8 protein-coding genes are annotated in these 15044 nt (G+C 53.0%); 5 read left to right on the plus strand and 3 right to left on the minus strand.

Annotation, left to right across the window (positions count from 1 at the left end):
* Positions 1–111 precede the first annotated feature (111 nt).
* Both P0X86_RS08975 and P0X86_RS08980 read left to right on the plus strand, forming a co-directional pair.
* The gene (locus tag P0X86_RS08975) at positions 112–4761 is read left to right on the plus strand and encodes an S-layer homology domain-containing protein (RefSeq protein WP_277748333.1); all 4650 of its coding nucleotides are present in this window, start codon (positions 112–114) and stop codon (positions 4759–4761) included.
* Positions 4762–5627: 866 nt separating this feature from the next.
* Positions 5628–5735 (plus strand): hypothetical protein, encoded by a 108-nt coding sequence (locus tag P0X86_RS08980; protein WP_015734120.1) that lies wholly within the window; start codon positions 5628–5630, stop codon positions 5733–5735.
* Positions 5736–5758: 23 nt separating this feature from the next.
* Here P0X86_RS08980 and P0X86_RS08985 read toward each other — a convergent pair whose 3' ends face one another.
* On the minus strand, positions 5759–6520 hold the full coding sequence (locus P0X86_RS08985) for an aminoglycoside adenylyltransferase domain-containing protein (RefSeq protein WP_277748334.1): 762 nt from the start codon (positions 6518–6520) through the stop codon (positions 5759–5761).
* Between the two features lie 184 nt (positions 6521–6704).
* Here P0X86_RS08985 and P0X86_RS08990 point away from each other — a divergent pair, with 184 nt between their 5' ends.
* Positions 6705–7412 (plus strand): 4'-phosphopantetheinyl transferase family protein, encoded by a 708-nt coding sequence (locus tag P0X86_RS08990; RefSeq protein ID WP_277748335.1) that lies wholly within the window; start codon positions 6705–6707, stop codon positions 7410–7412.
* A 77-nt stretch (positions 7413–7489) separates the two neighbouring features.
* On the opposite strand, the gene P0X86_RS08995 is transcribed toward P0X86_RS08990, so the two are convergent.
* Complete coding sequence (locus P0X86_RS08995; protein ID WP_277748336.1) at positions 7490–9064, minus strand: FAD-dependent oxidoreductase; 1575 nt, start codon at positions 9062–9064, stop codon at positions 7490–7492.
* Between the two features lie 145 nt (positions 9065–9209).
* Positions 9210–11522, minus strand: a complete 2313-nt coding sequence (locus tag P0X86_RS09000; protein ID WP_277748337.1) for an AraC family transcriptional regulator — start codon at positions 11520–11522, stop codon at positions 9210–9212.
* Positions 11523–11720: 198 nt separating this feature from the next.
* Here P0X86_RS09000 and P0X86_RS09005 point away from each other — a divergent pair, with 198 nt between their 5' ends.
* Positions 11721–13259 (plus strand): extracellular solute-binding protein, encoded by a 1539-nt coding sequence (locus tag P0X86_RS09005; RefSeq protein ID WP_277749018.1) that lies wholly within the window; start codon positions 11721–11723, stop codon positions 13257–13259.
* A gap of 210 nt (positions 13260–13469) precedes the next feature.
* Positions 13470–15008 carry an extracellular solute-binding protein gene (locus P0X86_RS09010; protein ID WP_277749019.1) on the plus strand — a complete coding sequence of 513 codons (1539 nt, stop codon included), beginning with the start codon at positions 13470–13472 and terminating at the stop codon, positions 15006–15008.
* The last annotated feature ends 36 nt before the right edge of the window (positions 15009–15044 follow it).

Consider the following 15044-nt stretch of genomic DNA (forward strand, 5'->3'; position numbering starts at 1 on the left):
AAAAGCAGTCTGCGCAAGCAGCTGCTTTTTCAAAATTCGTAAAGGGGGTGACTGTTGAATTTATATTCACGTGATCGTTCATTCTGAATAAAAGAAGGGTGGTATTCCTTGATGTATCGTTTATTTCGCAGGCGGATCGCGCTGCTCCTCAGTTTGTCGCTGATCGTATCGCTCATCGTGCCGATTGGTTCTTCCGCGTTCGCGGATAACGAAATTGCCCCGGCTCAAAGCGCGGTTCCCGAGCCGGTTACGCTGGTCTCCCAAGGCGGAAACAGTCTGGAATTCACGGATATCAACGTGGCAGGCGACGCGCTGGAGAGCAAAAATGACTACTTGGCGCTGTACACGAGCGGTGCTTCGGTTACGGGCTCCGTGTACACCGATGAGGTATGGGTTCCCACGCTTCATGTTGCGGTCTCGGTGGATGCCGGCGGTCAAGTGCTGGACATTCTCGGACCGAAAGACGATCCTCCGACTGCCTGGGATCCGGGCACGCTGCTGCCGATTCCGGCCGGCGGTTATGTTGTCGTGGCCGGCGGGACGCTTCCGTGGGAGCAATCCGCTTTTCAAAAGCCTCTCTTTAATCAAAACAAAACAGGAGATTCGGTGAAGCTGATGCGCGCGGGCGTCGAAGTGAAAGCAGCCGATTTCCTGCCGGATCAGCCAGGGCCAGGGCCGGATCCGCTGCCTCCGGAGCTGCATCTGCTTACGCCAAACGATGCGACCGTGGATATCCCGGTCATTGAGATTGCGGGTTTTGTGGCGAACTATGCCGCGGACCTGGATTTAAGCGTGACCGTCAATGGCGATGAAACGGCGCTTACGGCGGATGGCGTGTTCCGCACGAATGTGTATTTGGAACCGGGCCCGAACGCGGCTGAGGTAAAGCTGTTTAAGGGAGACGGCGAATTGGCCGTCCAAACGCTGAACATCGTGTACGAACCGATCGAGAACCAGGATTATATTGAAGTCGAGGCGGCACCGAAGGATATTACGATCGACATCGAAGGTCCGCGCAAGAAGCTGGATTACGTCGATAAGGATGTCACGGGCGTGCCGAACATCGTGGCGGTATTTACGAGAGATTACGGCAGCTCCATCACGATTCCCCAGACTAATGTGGCCGTGCAGGTGGATGCCAACAACCGCGTATTGCTGGTGGTCAATCCTTCGATCAACGGCAAGCCTCCGGTATGGACCGGACCGACCGATCTTGAAATACCCGAAGGCGGTTATGTGCTGATGGCACAGGACAACAGCTATGCAGGCAACAATATCAAGCGGTATTTGGCCGAGAACTTTAAGGTCGGCGACATGATCAAGCTGCGCAAGAACGGGGAAGTGGTTCAGGTACGCGACATCATGAGCGGCAACGGCCTCATTGCACGGCTCACGCTGGATAACCAGACGATGTACACCGTAACGGAAGGCAGCACCGCCATCACGGGGCGCATCGACAACATAGACGATGTTGCAGCGATCAAGCTGCTGGTGAATGGAAACGAGATTCCGTTTGAAGGGGATGGCACCTTCACTCACAATTATACGTTAACGAACGGCACCAACTATATCGAAGTGAAAGTGATGAAGAATGACATCGAGCAGGATGTGCGTCATTTGGCCGTGTTTGCCAGACCTGGTTTTTCTCCGGAAAAAGAAGTCATTCTCTGGGTGGACCAGGCATCCAATGCGAGAAAGTTCAAAACCAGCGAGGATGTTTTGGCATTTCTGCAAAAAGCCAAGGAAACGGGCGTGACTTCGGTCGCGTTTGACGTGAAGGGCGTTGAAGGCTATGTTTCGTACAAAAAGAACGATTTGACGGGCAGACCTTACGTCAGCGAGATCAAAGCACCCGAAAAGGCGGGGGCAAGTCCGGATCTGGACCTGCTGCAGGAGTTCATTGACCATGGTCATGCCCTGGGATTAGAGATCCATGCGGCGATCAACGTGTTTGCCGAAGGATCGATCGCCCATAACGAGTATGCGGTTCTGAACGACCACCTAGACTGGGAAGAACGCGTGTATTTCCCTGAAAACAACGGCGAGATTAAGCGTCTGCGCGAAAGCAAAAAGCAGGGCCTGGTTGCCTTTGTCAATCCGTCCAATGACGAGGTCCGCGATTATCAGCTCAGAACGTTCGAGGAAATCATCAAGAACTACGACGTGGACGGGGTTGTCCATGACCGAAGCCGGTATGACAACGAAGGGGCCGATTTCAGCGACGAAACCCGCGTGAAGTTCGAGCAGTTTTTGCAGGCCCGGGGCAAGCAGCTTGACAATTGGCCAAACGATATCTTCTCCTATGAAAACAATGTAAGGGTATACGGTCCGCTGATTCAGGACTGGTGGGAATTCCGCTCGGGCACGATTCAGAGCTTCTTCGGCGAAGTGAAGGCGCTGGTGGATTCCTATGAAGTCTCAGAAGGCAGAAAGATCGAGGTATCCTCTTATGTAGGATCCTGGTATGAGACGTATTATCTAAACGGCGTCAACTGGGGCAGCAAGAACTTCCGGTTCAATCCCGCACTCGGCATGCCGGACGAATCGGTGTATACGGAGGAATATTACCAAACCGGATACATCGAGTATTTGGATTTTCTGATGATCGGAGCTTATCAGACCACCAGTCAGGAAATCCAGAAATACATTACGCTCGGCAATATCGTAACGAACGGGGAAATTCCGCTGTATGCAGGCATTGCCATGAACAACGTGCAGGCACCGGCCGTCCAGCGCGAAGTATTCCAGGCGGGGCTGAAGTCCACGAACGGCCTGATGCTGTTTGACGCATCCCAGGTCAACTGGCCGATCGCGGCTGCCGCTCTCCAAGATAAGGAGTGGGTGAAGGACTACCAGCTTGGCATGAGCTTGCCGGGAAGCCCGGATTCGTTCCTTGAAGGCAATTTCTATAATATCAACCGGATCGAGGGCAACGTCAACGTGATGACGGAAGCCTTCGGATACTCCACGGGCACGAACCGCTTCGGGGTTGAAGTGGTTGTGGATAACACGGGTCACGTGACGCGAGTAGTCAACCGGAACCAAGCGATCAACTGGAGCTGGGGAGCCCCGGAAGAGAATAACAGCGTCATACCTGCGGGAGGTTTTGTTATTTCCGCTCTGGATCCGTCAGGCACAAGAACGCTTCGTCAGCTCGTGGCCAATGCTTACAATACGGGCGACCAGGTTCGTTCGGCCGTATTAAGCGGGCTGATGGACGACGAAGGCAAGGAAACGCGCGCCAGCCAGCTTGCGTTGACAGGGCTGGTCGAAGTTCTCGGACCCGGCCAAGCGGCCGTGAAGGTGAACGGTGCCGATGCGACCCTGTCGGCGAAAGGTGAATTTACAGCGAACGTGCCGCTGCAAACGGGCGCCAATTCGATCACCGTGGACGTATTCGTTGACAACTTCAAAACAAACAGCAAGACGTTTGAGGTCATCCGGACTTCTACGGGAGACGGCGGATCCGATCCGGGAAATCCGGGCGGAGGATCCGGTTCACCTGGTGGAGGAACGCCGCCGCCCCCTCCAAAACCGACCGAACCCGAGCGCTTGAACATCAAGAAAGAGACGGCACAGGACGGCAGGACGGTCATCATAGCGGATGCAAACGAGAAGTCTTTGCTCGATGATGTGGCACGGCTTAGCAAGCTGCCGGCGGCTTCACGCTTGCTTACGTATTCGGTGACCGACGCTTCGGATTCCGTCATTCTTCACTTGCCGGTTCAAGGGCTGAGCGCCGCCGTGAAAGACCTGCCGGGGGGCTCCATCGTGTTGGAATCCTCCCAAGGGCGATTGGAAATACCGCTCCAGTCGCTGACGGAAGCTCTGCAGCAGCGAGGGACGGCGGAAAGCTTGCAGATCCGCGTCGGGTTTGCTTCGAAAGAAGAAGAGGACCGGATGAAGGCAGCACTGGAGGAGGGAGCCTCCATGCTGGATGCATCGCTTGCCATAACCTTGGCTTGGAAACAAGGTGACAAGTTGTCGACACTTCCGGCACTGAAAGGGCCTTACGCTAAGTTTACGAAGGTTCTATCCCGTGTCGCCGGTCCATCCCAAACGACGGTGCTGCGGATGGATCCGGCTTCCGGCAAGCTGGTCTTCGTACCGGCGCTCATTCGCACATCGAACGGTACCTCCCAAGCGGAGTTCAAATGGAGGGAGAGCGGTGTTTATTCCGTTGTCTCCCATGCGAAGACATTTGAGGATTTAAGCAGTCATTGGGCCCGCGAGGACGTATCGCTGCTGGCCTCGAAAAAATTGATTGAAGGACTGAGCGATACGCGTTTTGGTCCGAACGAGCCGATCACGAGAGCGCAGTTCACGGCCATGCTCGTCCGTGCGCTCGGGTTGAAGGATCAGGGAGCCGACACGGGCTTCCAGGACGTAAAGGCAAACGATTGGTTTGCGTCCGCTGTCGCTACGGCTGTGGAGAGTGGGCTGATCGAAGGCTTCAGCAATGGCACATTCCGTCCGGACGAGGAGATTACCCGTGAGCAGATGAGTGTCTTGCTGCTCCGGGCGCTGAAGCTTGCCGGCAAGGATCTGGAGACAGGAGACTCCGGCTCCATATTGGAAGGGTTCAAGGATCGTGACCGCATCGCATCCTGGTCCGAAGAGGCCGTGTCGGCCATCGTCCATTCAGGTCTGATGGAGGGACGTTCTTCTGACAAGTTCGTTCCAAAGGCACATTCTACCCGTGCTGAAGGAGCAGTCGTATTAAACAGAATGCTGCAGATGGCAGAATTCATTAATTGGTAAAGCCAAAGACCCGTTCGATCCTATCGAACGGGTCTTTGTTATGTACCAGGGCGTTGCGCATAAGCAACGATCTATTGAATACGGATAGATCATTATCGATCCGTATCGTTAGTGTTATTTTTTATTCTTAAGTAAACCCATCTAACAATCAACAGTATCAGGAAGGAGGTTGTTACGTACCAAGGAGTTGCGTTACCAACGAATCTGCCGAGCAAGAAAACACCGATAAATAGAAGAATGAATATAACAACGGCCAGAGACTTAACCATTATGATCGTTAAATTATCCATAAGAAACTCTCCTAGAAGAACCAATTATATCTAATTCCAACAGCTATAAATAAAATGATCCAACCCCACAGAACCCATAATCGAAAAGAACGCGGGATAATTAAATACTCCGAATACAGTTTGAGTATAATCTTCAACCGATTTCCTCCAGTCGATCGTGAGACTAGACTCTCTAAATCTAAGTGGGGTTTTAGTGCATCGCTGCGGCTACTGACCCAGCCATCAGTTGAATAGCTTCATCATCAGTCGCGGGATATATAACACGGTATCAGTGATGAGGGTAAGGATGTTTGCCCAGTTTTCGATACGGGATCTTCCAAACCTGAACTTTTTCATATTAAGCACCTCGCTTCAGAATGAGATTAGCTCTTTAAAGTCAATATTACGCAGGAACCTGTACAAAGTTCCAATAAATAGGAGGTGAGCGGATGTACCGAACCCTGCTTCGGACATGCAGGAGGCATGGCATGGAGATTAGACTCATGCACATTCTGATCATCATTGCCGAAATGCCCTGTCTAAGGGCATCCGTTTACATAAACTGTACCATACCATCACACAAGGAGGTTTATATCGATGAGCTACGATAAATGCTGCTACGGCGGCGGATACGGAACTTCGGTAGGCATTGTTCTGGTATTGTTTATCCTGTTGGTTATTGTATTAAGCACCTTTTGGATTTAAGTCATGATGAGCATCCTCGTCAATCATAAAGCCTTTCGGATTCGCTCCAGCATGTCGCCGGCAAACGCGATGAGTCCTTCCGATGCGGATTCCGCGGGTTTCCCGGCTCCACCGGTATATTGATGCAGGGCATGCTCGATCATCGGATGATACTGCGAGGGAAGTGCGCGAAGCCCCCATTCGCCTCCTTCTTTTTTGGAGGACACCACGCCTTCCCTCAGATAGTACAGCACCCGGCAAAGGTTCAGCGTGTAATACACAGGAGAGGCGGTAATATCCTGTACCGCACTCTCTACATCCTCGAGGACGGCTTGAACGTAATAGGATCGGTCCACGGGCGGGAAGACCTCGCGAACGGGTTTGCCGTACAGTGCAATGCCCCGATGATAGATCACGGTATAATGGGCGGCCAGGTCCGCATCTTGGAATCCGCCGCATAGGTAATCGTCATCGGCCAGATACCTCTCGCGATGGAAGGCGGAGTAGTGGAATTCGAATGATGGCGGATAGACGAGCTCCCGAAGACTGGACTCCAGGACCAGGCTCAGTTCCAATCCCTGCTGATTGGCCATTCCATCGTGGAGGGCTATGAGTTTGTTGGCAAGCCGCCTCAATTGATCCCGGGACGGCTGCCTTGCTGCCACGACCAGCAGATCCACGTCGCTTGCTTCCGGGTTGAAACAGCCCATAGCCAAGGAACCATGCAAGTAAACGCCGACCAAATGGCTGCCCAGCTCCTCCGTAAACAAGTCCACCGCTTGATCCAAAACCGATTGCGTGTCCAATCGAACCCCCACCTTCATTTAAACGATAATTTTCTCCATTATGGTAGGGTGGTCTTTCCGTTGTCAATGATCATTCCTTCCCCCGTATATGAAGATAAGGCAGCAGGAGGGCGGAAAGAAGCAGGGGAACGGTACGTACATATCGAAGTGAACACGGGACTATGTTTAGAGAAAGGGCGGAGTTATGGACACTTTTTATGAGAATCAGCCTAGCGCTGTGGAGGTCTACGCGATCCGGAATTCGGATCATATCCGCGACGAAACGTTTCGGGCCTTGTTCCAGACGCTGTCCCCTGACCGACAGGAGTATGTGTCCAAGTTCAGAAGGGCGAGCGATTACCAGCGTTCGGTGCTTGGCGATGCCTTGGCCCATCGCATGCTTCGGGATAAGCTGGGACGAGAACGGACGAATATGGAAATCATCAGAAACGCTTACGGCAAACCATTCTTGAAGGATCATGATAACCTGCATTTTAACGTCTCCCATTCCGGGCAGTGGGTCGTGTGCGCCGTCGGCTATGAGCCGGTCGGGATCGACGTCGAGAAAATGGAGAACATCGATATGGATATCGCCAAACGTTATTTCCATAAAACCGAGTTTAACGCGCTGCTTAACTGCCCTCCATCCGAACGGCTTTCCCGCTTCTTTGATTTATGGACGCTAAAAGAAAGCTACATCAAGGCCGTTGGCAAAGGCTTGCATCTGCCGTTAGATTCTTTTGTAATGGAGCGGCAAGGCGTTGAATGGGAGTGGGCACCCGTGGTTGGCGAGAACGGAGGAACCTACTATTTTAAGCAATACGCGCTGGAAGAAGGGTACAAGCTGTCGGTGTGCAGCATGGATCGCCATTTCCCCGAGCAGATTCAATACGTAACGGCTGATGAGTTATAAAAGGGAAGGAAAAACCAAAACCAGCTCAGGGCGTTGTCCTTGAGCTGGTTTTGCAGCGGTTCTATAGCGGCGGCGGATCAGACGGGCCGGAGTGCCGGCCATGCCAGCTCGATGCCTTCGCTTACGAGCTTTTGCTGGAAGCTGGCCAGTCTTTCTTCGTCGTTCCGAACATCCGTCGGCAAAATGCCATGATCCAGGCAATGGCTGATGCAGTATCCGGCGGCCTCGCCGATGTTCCATTCTACGGGATGCAGCCGGTAGCAGCCGTTCGTAATGTGGGTGACCCCGATGTTTTTGCTGGCCGCCAGCACATTCTTCACCCGCTTCGGTATTAAGCTGCCCAGCGGAATTTGGAATGGCAGGGAAGAGATATCAATGTAAGGACGCTCACCCGTGCTCGGGTGCAAATCGATCCGGTAACAGCCGATACCGACGGAATCGTGGAACGTTTCGGCAACGCCGTCAGGGCGCGATTCGGTTGCCACATGCTGTTCCAGGACCGTGAACTCGGCCTGAATTCTTCTCGACTCACGGATGTAAGGATACATGGCCATTCCGTCTTCCGTTCCAACCACATCGGGACGCAGACGCAATCCGGGATAACCCTGTCCGCCATCCGGCCGGGGCACCTCGGTTTGAAGCCAGTACAGCAGGGACAAGCTGAGCTGTTTGGCTTGATCAATATGATGGTCGGCCTCTTCCTTCGGCACATCGATAATGGAACCCAGCCAGTAGTCGTTCTGCGGCCAGTTCACTAGCGACACCGAACTGTCGAACGTACCTTCGGCAAAATGCTTCGGGTCCAGGATTTGACGGTATTGATAAAGCGGGAACTTGCCGTGTCCCGGGAAAATCTCATACTCGACCGGCTCATTCGTCGACGGCTTGACGGCGGTCAGGCTTAACAGCTTATCCGGCCAGAAATCGGGTTTATACTCCCGCCAAAAATCATAAAGCGCGGGCTTCTCAATCGTATGGTCTTCACCCTCCAGATAGTCGACGGCAAAACAATACGTAAAGCCTTGCATGTCCTGCGGCAGCGGATCGCCGTCGACGGCGTGCTGCTCCCCTGTTTGGGATTTGGACTCCGCACCGGTGACATATTCGATGCCTGCCAGCGGAAGCAGATCCCCTAGCTCGGTGGCATCCACGAAGAACGGGGCGCGGAGGACGATTTGATCCTCGGTTTCAAGATGACGCACGGTTACGCTGTCCACGCGATCCCCTGAAACGTCGGCAGACTCCGCCGCATATTGATACAGGATCGTCAGCCGCCCGCTGTGAATGTACGGGGCCAGCATTTGGTGCAGCACGGCGAGCGCCGTGCGGGGCTCATGGCACAGCCGGCTGACGATGCCGCTGCCGGGATTCAACTGCACGTTGGATCTGGCCTCGGGCGTCATGGGAAAATAATCGCGATAGTACTGGCGGACGCCTTCGCGGAACTGCCGGTAGCTGCGCGTGCAGCCAAAGGACTCAATCCACGGATGCTCGTCGGGCGGAACCGCCTGACTGGTCAGCTGTCCCCCGATCCAAGTCGTTTCCTCGGTCATGATGACGGTTTTTCCTGATTTGGCGGCGGCAAGCGCAGCGGCTGTTCCTCCTGTCCCGCCGCCGAGAATGACGATATCGGCCTGCATTTCTCGTATCATGGCACAGATTCTCCTTTTGGGATGGTTTCGTAAATGATCAACAATCGGCACAAAAAGTGACTATTCTAATTGTAGATGCTCATCCTTAGGAAAAGTACGGGACACAGGTGACCTTTTTTGGTAATCTGATGCCGTTTTACAAGGCTTATGATCCGGTTTTGTATTTGCTGCGGTATTGCCCGGGCGTCATCCCCTCCAGCTTGCGGAAGGACCGGATAAAGTTCTGCGAATTGTTGTAACTCAGCTTCTCCGCAATATCCTTAATGGGCATATCGGTTTCGACAAGCCATTTCCTGGACATCTTGAAGCGGTATTGGGACAGGTATTCGCTGAAGGACATGTTGGTTTCTTTCTTGAACACGCTGCTTAGATAAAAATTGTTGTAATGGAGGCGCGAAGCACATTCCTCAAGCGTAATGTTGCGGTCGAATTCCTTGCGGATCATCTCGATCATCTGCTCGGAGAGGTTCTGGTATTGAGAGTCCTGGCGATCCCTGAACACACTCACCATCGGCCGGATGATCCGGGATTTGAACCAGCTCTCGATATCGGGATTGGTGTAGAGCCGAAGAAGCTCCTCCACGAGGGAGCTGTCCCGGATGTCGAGCTGCTCCAGCATGATCCCGTTCTCCTGCATCACGATCATCAGGTCATTCAACAGCCGTATGAGCGAGATTTGATACTCATGCGGTGTCCGGTCCTTGCGAAACACCTCGTCCAGCCACTGCCTCAGAAGCTCCACGGCCCGTTCCTCGTCAGCCAGCTTGATGGCATCGATCAGCTCGTTCTCCACCTGCATCGGGTAGAAGTAGACCCGGGTATGCTTGCCGGAGTTCAGGCTGAAATAAGGGACGATGACGCCGGTTCCCAGCTTGATGCGGTGTTTCAGGGCTTCAAGCCCTTCCTGGTAAGCGCGCGACGTTTTGGACAGGTTGTCGTAAGGCAGGCTGATGCCGATGCTGACCTCCAGGTCCAGGAAACTTCGCGTCGTCTTCTGGATCTCCTCCGATAGGGTATACACATAATCGTTGAATGCCTCAGGCGTGATGCCGCCTCGTCCGATGAGCGTAACCTGCGTAAGGTCGATAATGACGGAGGGGAGCCGGTGGGAGAAGGGGATCATCTCCTCGATGATATTGTTGACGGCAAACAGCAGCAAATCCCGGTCTTTGCGTTCATAGCGGGTTTCGTCCAGCATGTCGATCTGGAGGGTGAAGACCGCCAGCTGTTCCCATGCGGATACTTGCTCCTTGAAGCCGAACATCTCGATCTGTTCCATCGCTTCGGGCGGATTGATCTTGCCCAGGAACAGTTTATGGAGGAAAAAGGTGCGCACCTGCTGGCTCGTCTGCCGAAGCTCGCTGCGGAGCTTGGTATTCGAATTGAACATATCCCGGATATGTTCGTCGATGACTTGCAGCTCGTTCTTTTTGTTCGCTTGGATTTCCGGGAGACGCTCCACGATATTTTCGAAAATGTGACGGATCGGCGTATACATCTTCCGCGTTCCAAGCCATACAATCAGGACGCTGAAACCGATCATCAGCAGGCAGATATACAGCGTGAACCAGCCGATGGAACGGGACTCCTTCGTGATGGCGGACATTTCGGTGAAGGAGGCATACAGCCAGCCGTTAAAATCGGAACGCACGTACGTAACCGACACTTGCCTGTTGTCGATCTTCGTCTCGAACTGCCCCGATTTGCTGTCAAAATGGTCCAGCTCCGCCTCCGCATACCCGGTATCGGTCAGATATAGTCCCAGTTTCCCTTGCTCCGGATGCACAACGATCCGGTAATTGTGGTCCAGCACCATGACCTCCCGGGATTCGGAAGGGCTGTCCATCATGGCGGCAAGACTGCAGCTGGGAATGGTGGCAAGCGCGACGCCCCGGGCGCTGGAGGAGGAGAGCGGCATTTTCTTCACAAGGGCGATCGTATAGGGGCAGGCATAACTGAGCGTATCGCTGGAGCCGAGGGATTCGGTCTCCAGCATCATCCAATTGGAGTTTCCTTGCAGCTCGAGAAGCTTCAGGAGCGTCTCTTTGGAAGCGTATTCATTAAATTCGTACATGCCCCGGTTATTGATCAGCCAGTTGCTTGTCGCATTCGCAAGAATGACGTCCGTTACTTTGGTTTCGGGAGACTGCAGCAGACTCATCTCTTCTCTCAGTTTGTTATACAGCTGGAAGTCATAATAGGACAGGGGACGATATAAGGCGCTCTGCAGCATGTTGGAATTGATGACGTAATTCAGTGTATAGTCTACGGTCCTCAGCACTTGTTCAAGATTGCTGTTCGTTTGATTCATGATCTGGATGTTGCTGCTGTTGACATGGTTTTGCACGGAGGTGGATGATTTCATGAACGAGAAGAAGCCGAGGGCCACAAGAGGAATGATGCTGATGAAGCAGCCGAACAGGACCATTTTAGAATAAAAGCTACTTTTTGGATGCAATAGGTACACCTTCCTGTTTAACAAAGTGTATAATCATTGTATGGGCAACCCCCGTTACATTCAATAATCATTTCAAAATGAATAATCACTGGATTTGATCATCCTGGTTTGTCATGAAAAAAGATGTACATATGATATGATCGTCTCAGTCACCTGGGATCCGCAAGAAACATGGGGGAACGGAGGTAGAACGGATTGATGACCCGTCTGTCAAACTATGTTATGCTTACGCTCGCTATCCTATTGGTATCGGTTGCTTGCATCACCATGGCCCGCTCATCGGGGGCGGATGGCGGAAATGCGTCTTTTGAACGCAGTACCCGCATTTCGATGATGGCCAACCTGCACACCACCGAGATTCCATCCGATCGGATCGAGAAAGAGATCGAGGAAAAAACGGGCGTTCAGCTGGACATCCAGTGGGTGCCGGACGGCAGTTATGATGAAAAAGTGTTTGCAGCGCTTGCGACAGGGACCTTGCCGCAAGTCCTTTATCTCAAGAATGCCGCATCCTTGTCCTACTTCAGGGATGAAATACGAAGCGGGCTGTTCTGGGAAATCGGCCCGTACCTTGACGGCTATCCGAATTTAAAGCGATTGAAGCCCGAGGTTTTAAGGAATACCGCTATTGACGGGAAGCTGTACAGCCTGTATCAGGAGCGTGCCTTGGCCCGCTCGGGCATCATTTACCGGAAGGATTGGGCGGATCGGCTGGGGCTTCCGGCACCGGAAACGCTCGACGATTTATACGAAATGCTGAAAGGGTTTACATTTAACGATCCGGACAACAACGGCATCGATGATACCATCGGGTTAACGGACCGCAACGACTTGATTTACGGGGCTTTCAAGACGATCAGCTCCTACTACGGAACGCCGAATCGTTGGGGATGGTACAACGATTCGTTGCAGCCGGAATTCGTCTTTCCGCAGTATATGGAAACGATGAGATTCTTTAAGAAGCTGCATAGCGAAGGACTGGTGAATGAAGATTTTCCGATTACCAGCAAGACGGACCAGCAGGAGCTGTTCATTACGGGGAAAGCCGGGGTCTATATCGGCGCGATGGGGGACGTCCTGTCTCTGCAGTCAAGGCTGCTGGCGAATGACCCTGAGGCCGTACTCGATGTTCAGAATCGGGTTCGCGGGCCGGAAGGGTTCGGGATATGGGCATCGCAGGGATACGGAACGGTCATCTTGTTTCCGAAGTCCGCGATCGCCACGGAAGAGGAATTGAAGAATGTGCTCTCCTTCTACGATGCGCTAATGAGTCCAGAGCTTGCGAACCTGATGTATTGGGGAATCGAGGGCACCCACTATACCGTACAGGATGGCAAAGCGGTGGCGGTGGATGCTTTTGAGCTGAGGGAGAAGGACGTGAAGCCTTACCAGGCTTTGATGGCCGGAAGCTTCAGCACCATCCCGGGCATGCTGGAGCCGGTTAACACGAATAAGGTCAAGGATAAAGCCGAGCGGCTGATTTATGATAATGAAAGCTTCCTCATCTATGATCCTACCGCACCGCTCGAATCTCCGCTGTATAACGAGATCGGCGTCCGATTGAATGAACGCATGCGGGACGCCACCTATCAATTCATGCTGGGAATGATCGATGAGAAGGGGTTCGAGGCGGAGATCGACCGTTGGCTTGAAGAAGGGGGCAGCCAGATTATCGAGGAATATGATGCTTCGTATCGAAGCACGGTGGGACCGTATCTGCATGAGAAATACCGCTAGGGGATTGATTTCCCCGGCGGTTTTTTTGTTGTCGCGCCATCATCGGCGATCCCATTGCCTATGTAATCATTAGATTTGATTCCCCCGGCTCCCTATGCCGGGTGCGGCCGAACTCCCCATATCCAATCGAAGGATTATATACGCACCGAGCTTCCGTCATCTAAGCTGTTTCTTGTCAGTCCTTAACCCAATTATAACGGAGGTCAGATGATGAAGAAGAAAAAAGCCAGTACCATCCTGGCAATTGTAACCGCTTTATCCGTGTTGGCGGGCTGTGGCGGCGGTTCCGCCCCTGCAGCAACCGGCAGCAGCACAAATGGAGGTCAGGCGCAAGGCGAGAAACCAAGCGACCCGGTTGCCATCTCGATCATGGCCAACCTTCACACCCCTGAAGTTCCTTCCGACATGATTGAGAAGCTGCTGGAAGAGAAAACGGGCACCAAGCTTGACATTCAGTGGGTGCCGGACGGCACTTACGACGAAAAGGTCAATGCATCCTTCGCAACCGGAACGCTGCCGCAGGTGACGTATCTGAAGAATGCCGCTTCGCTAGTCAATATGCGGGACGCGATCCGCAACGGGCAATTCTGGGAAATCGGGCCGCTGCTGGATCAATACCCGAACCTCAGCAAGCTGAAACCCGATGTGTTAAAAAACACGGCGGTGGACGGCAAAATCTATGCGTTATACCGTGAAGTGCCTTTGTCGCGCCAAGGCATCATTTATCGCAAGGATTGGGCCGACAAGCTTGGGCTCAGCGCTCCGACCAATATTGACGAGTTCTATAATATGCTGAAGCAGTTCAAGGAAAAGGATCCTGACGGCAACGGCCAAGACGACACGATTCCGTTGACGGACCGGAACGATCTGATCTATGGGGCATTCAAAACGATAAGCTCATGGCTCGGGACACCGAATAACTGGGGCGAGAAGGACGGCAAGCTGGCTCCCGAGTTCATGTTCCCCGAATATATGGAGACGATGAAATTCTTCAAGAAACTTCATCAGGAAGGGTTGATCAATCAGGATTTCCCGGTTACCAGCAAAACCGATCAGCAAAATTTGTTCATTACCGGCAAATCGGGCGTTTATATCGGAGCGATGGGGGACGTATCCAGCCTGCATCCCAAGGTCGTCGAAGTGAATCCGGATGCGGAGCTCGATGTTCAGAATAAAATCGAGGGGGGACCGAACGGCTTCGGAATCTGGTCGGTTCCCGGCTACGGCTCGGTGATACTCTTTCCGAAAACAGCCATCAAATCGGAGGAAGAACTGAAAGGAGTGCTTGCCTTCATGGATCAGCTGATGAGCCCTGAGCTCGGCAACCTGATCTATTGGGGAGTGGAAGGACAGCACCACCAGCTGGAGGAAGGCAAGGTCGTTCCTTCGGAGGACACCAAGCTGACCGATCGTGAAGTGAAGCCTTATCAAGCGATGCAGGTAGGCGGGCCGCTAACGATCGAAGGATTCTATGAGCCGAAGCATATGCTTCCTGTTAAAGCGAAGGCGGAGGAAATGATCGTGGAGAACAATGATTATCTCATAGAGGATCCTTCGGCTTCCCTGGACTCCAAGACGTTTAACGAAAAGGGCGTGCAGCTGCAGGAGATGATCAAGGACGGCACGTATCGGTTCATGCTCGGAGATCTGGACGAGGCCGGATTCCAAGCCGTCGTGGACAACTGGCTAAAGAGCGGCGGTCAGCAAATCATCGATGAGTTCAACGTTTCCTACGAATCTTCCAAATAACGAACATGCCAGCATCCCGAACGGCCGGAGACTGCA

The sequence above is a fragment of the Paenibacillus sp. BR1-192 genome (assembly GCF_029542445.1).
Classification (GTDB): Bacteria; Bacillota; Bacilli; order Paenibacillales; family Paenibacillaceae; genus Paenibacillus_AQ; species Paenibacillus_AQ lautus_A.